The 1,177-nt window shown below is 58.7% G+C and carries 1 protein-coding gene; it reads left to right on the top strand.

Features of this window, described 5'->3' with window-relative positions:
- A partial coding sequence (tuf, locus tag ACR0J0_RS23555; protein ID WP_480666416.1) for an elongation factor Tu occupies positions 1–1,176 on the top strand: 1,176 nt, incomplete at its 5' end.
- Position 1,177 lies beyond the last annotated feature (1 nt).

Genomic DNA, 1,177 nt, shown 5'->3' with positions numbered 1-1,177 from the left:
ATGGCAAAGGAAAAGTTTGAGCGTACAAAACCGCACGTCAACATCGGCACGATTGGCCACGTTGACCACGGCAAGACCACGCTGACCGCAGCAATCACCAAGTATTTCGGTGACTTCAAAGCGTATGACCAGATTGACGGCGCGCCTGAAGAAAAAGCACGTGGCATCACCATCTCGACCGCCCACGTGGAATACGAGACCGACAACCGCCACTATGCGCACGTCGACTGCCCCGGCCACGCCGACTACGTCAAGAACATGATCACCGGTGCTGCCCAGATGGACGGCGCGATTCTGGTTGTGAACGCAGCTGACGGCCCGATGCCGCAGACCCGCGAGCACATCCTGCTGGGCCGCCAGGTTGGCATCCCGAAGATGGTCGTGTTCATGAACAAAGTTGACCAGGTTGACGACGAAGAGCTGCTGGAACTGGTTGAGATGGAAGTTCGCGAACTGCTGTCCAGCTATGAATACCCCGGCGACGACATTCCGATCATCGCAGGTTCGGCTCTGGCCGCGATGGAAGGCAACAACCCGGAAATCGGCGAAGAGAAAATCCGCGAACTGATGGCGGCTGTTGATGATTACATCGACACCCCTGAGCGTGAAGTTGACAAGCCGTTCCTGATGCCGGTCGAAGACGTGTTCTCGATCTCGGGTCGTGGTACCGTTGTTACGGGCCGTGTTGAGCGTGGCGTGATCAACGTTGGCGACGAGATCGAAATCGTCGGCATCCGTGACACTCAGAAAACCACCTGTACCGGTGTTGAAATGTTCCGCAAGCTGCTGGATCGCGGTGAAGCGGGCGACAACATCGGCGCCCTGCTGCGCGGCATCGACCGTGAAGGCGTTGAGCGTGGTCAGGTTCTGTGTAAGCCGGGTTCGGTGACACCGCACACCAAGTTCGAAGCCGAAGCCTATATCCTGACCAAGGAAGAAGGCGGCCGTCACACCCCGTTCTTCGCGAACTACCGTCCGCAGTTCTACTTCCGTACAACTGACGTGACCGGCACCGTGACCCTGGCCGAAGGCACCGAGATGGTCATGCCTGGCGATAACGTCGGCTTCACCGTCGAGCTGATCGCTCCGATCGCGATGGAAGACGGCCTGCGTTTCGCCATCCGCGAAGGCGGCCGCACCGTCGGCGCCGGCGTCGTCTCGAAAATCATCGAGTAAT

The sequence above is a fragment of the Ruegeria sp. BF12 genome (assembly GCF_056538705.1).
The sequence above is the reverse complement of the archived record's forward strand: the minus strand, read 5'-3'. Positions and strand labels throughout refer to the sequence as shown.